General features: G+C 33.4%; 3 protein-coding genes. 2 read left to right on the top strand and 1 reads right to left on the bottom strand.

Going from position 1 to position 2,153, the window contains the following annotated elements:
- The coding region (locus tag QP868_RS11990; protein WP_284926787.1) for a hypothetical protein at positions 1–567 on the top strand (567 nt) is incomplete at its 5' end.
- Between the two features lie 48 nt (positions 568–615).
- On the opposite strand, the gene mobV is transcribed toward QP868_RS11990, so the two are convergent.
- Entirely contained in the window at positions 616–1,788 is a 1,173-nt protein-coding gene (gene mobV, locus QP868_RS11985; protein WP_126738770.1) for a MobV family relaxase, read from the bottom strand.
- Positions 1,789–1,891: 103 nt separating this feature from the next.
- Here mobV and QP868_RS11980 point away from each other — a divergent pair.
- On the top strand, positions 1,892–2,153 hold a 262-nt coding region (locus tag QP868_RS11980), incomplete at its 3' end, for a hypothetical protein (RefSeq protein ID WP_284926786.1).

The following is a 2,153-nucleotide window of genomic DNA, read 5'->3' as shown; positions in this document are numbered from 1 at the left end:
TTAAACAATGCTGAAAATAGTGAGGATTTTGATATTGAACACAAAAAAAATCCTTTCGTGTTCAATATGGAAATTGATACTAAAAAGAAAAAGCTAACTGTTGATCGAGGTTCTGAATTAGAAACCGAAGAAGGAGTTTTTACTACAACAATTTCACAAATCCAAGAAGTAGATAAAGAGGAATTTTTAAAGCTGTTTACTGGTCAAATTAAATTCTATTTCGATTTAACTCAAACAGGGTTTAAATTATTTTTCTTGATTATGGGTATTTACCAAAAGCAAATCGGCGGTGACGAAATTTACTTAAATTTCGAAACAGCAAAGGAAGAAGCTGAAAAATATGATTATACTATTTCAAAAGCTGTTTATTATCGCGGATTAAAAGAACTATTAGAAAAGAAAATGATCGCAAAGTCTGTTAAGAAATACATATTTTATATAAATCCTGCAATTGTATTTAATGGCGATCGTGCAAGGTTTGTTAAAGAGATCCGAATTAAGGAAGAAGAAAAACAAAGAGAAGCAGATTTAAAAAGCATTAATGAAAGATTGGATCGATATGCTTAAAAAACCAAAACCCAACGGGAAATTTTTCACTGTTTCCCGTTCCGGGCTTTATAATTTTAAAGCCTTTGGCTTATTCTGGGGTATGTAGTTATTATTTTGCTGTTTCTGTGAATATTCGGCATCTGCTGCTGCAATAGCAGCATTGAAGAGTTGTTTAAATTCTGCCGGTTTATGCTCTTGTATTAGATCTAAAACATCACTGTTAATTTTATATTTTTCATATCTCTGAGAAATTGAAGCATTTTCCTTTAACTGCCTTTTGTATTCTATTATTTCCAACTCCATATCTTTTATTTTTCTGTTTTTATTTTGAATGATTTGTTCTTGCTCAGCCGTGGCTCTGGCCACGGCTAACTTTTGCTCCTGTTGTACCCGTTCCTGGACTCTTCTGTTGAAGTTCTGACGGAGATCAGACAACTCAGCCTCTGAATGCTCTAAACGGCTCTTAAACCCGTTTAAACGAGCTATAAGGGGCTTTCGTTCGTTCTTGTAAGGTTTTAGAGCCTTTCGTATGTAACGATTAACCTCAGCTCCTGTGTAGTGCTTAGGCACTACCTCCGGATCTCTAAATAATTTTTTCTTTTCTTCTGTTTCAATAACTCTAATTTTTTCAATTTTATTATTTTCTATTTCTAATTCGGTTTCATTTTTAATGTTTTTAATATCGCTGTAAAATTCTTTAACTTCCTTATATTCTGCATTCGAAACCTCTTTTTTAATCCCACGGATTAAACCCAATGGCTTATTGTATTTAAAATATATATCCTGCATTGTTTCGTATTTTTTCATATACGATTTATTGTTTAGTTTATATATTCCGTTTTTATTTTCGATTGGAGTTATAAAAGCGTGAATATGTGGTGTTTGCTCGTCTAAATGTAAAACTGCATTTATTGCATTTTCTCCATATTCATTATGCAAATATTCCATTTGAACTTTAATCCAATCCTCTAAATTTTTGCTATTTGCAAAAAATTCCGGAGAAGCTGTTAAAACTAATTCATTACAAATAACAGAAGTAGAATTACGAGCTTTAACATTTGTTGCTTGAAACCTTGCATTAATATCAGTCCTTAAATCACCAGAACCGATTAAAATTCGGTTTTGGGATTTAAGGTTAGGATCTGCATTATGTGTTTTCCTCAATCGCATATTGTGAGAATTTTTTCCAGCGATTGAAGTATTTTTTGTTTTTTCCACTCTTAAAATTGCATAAGCCATATTCGAAAACCTCCCAGTAAAAGCAGTAAGGTTTTTTCTTTTTGGCCCCAGCCAGGCTCACACCGAGATTTCTCGGTATAGTGAGTATACCTTTTCTGCATAATTGAAAATCTATAAATACATCTACAATAAAAAAAACAAAAGTCAACGGATCAATCCCTCGCAAGGGAAAATTAAAATTTCCCCTTACTCACGATTTCCAATAAAAGAAAAAAGACAGAACGCTGAGCAAGTCAAAATTTTAATTTTGGCTTGTGAAGGGTTGACCAAGCGAAGCGCGGTAGGGAAATCTGCGCAGATTGCTTATGTATTGCCCGGAACGGGAAACGTCTGTTGTAGCGGTAGCGAAAACACATCTCCCGGAA

It is taken from the genome of Brevibacterium sp. UMB1308A, assembly GCF_030230605.1.
Classification (GTDB): Bacteria; Actinomycetota; Actinomycetes; order Actinomycetales; family Brevibacteriaceae; genus Brevibacterium.
Note: the sequence above shows the minus strand (reverse complement) of the source record. Positions and strands in the feature narration are given on the sequence as shown.

Coding starts and splice junctions, on each gene's coding strand:
- mobV (WP_126738770.1), bottom strand. CDS start 1,788: ATGGCTTATGCAATTTTAAGAGTGGAAAAAACAAAAAATACTTCAATC.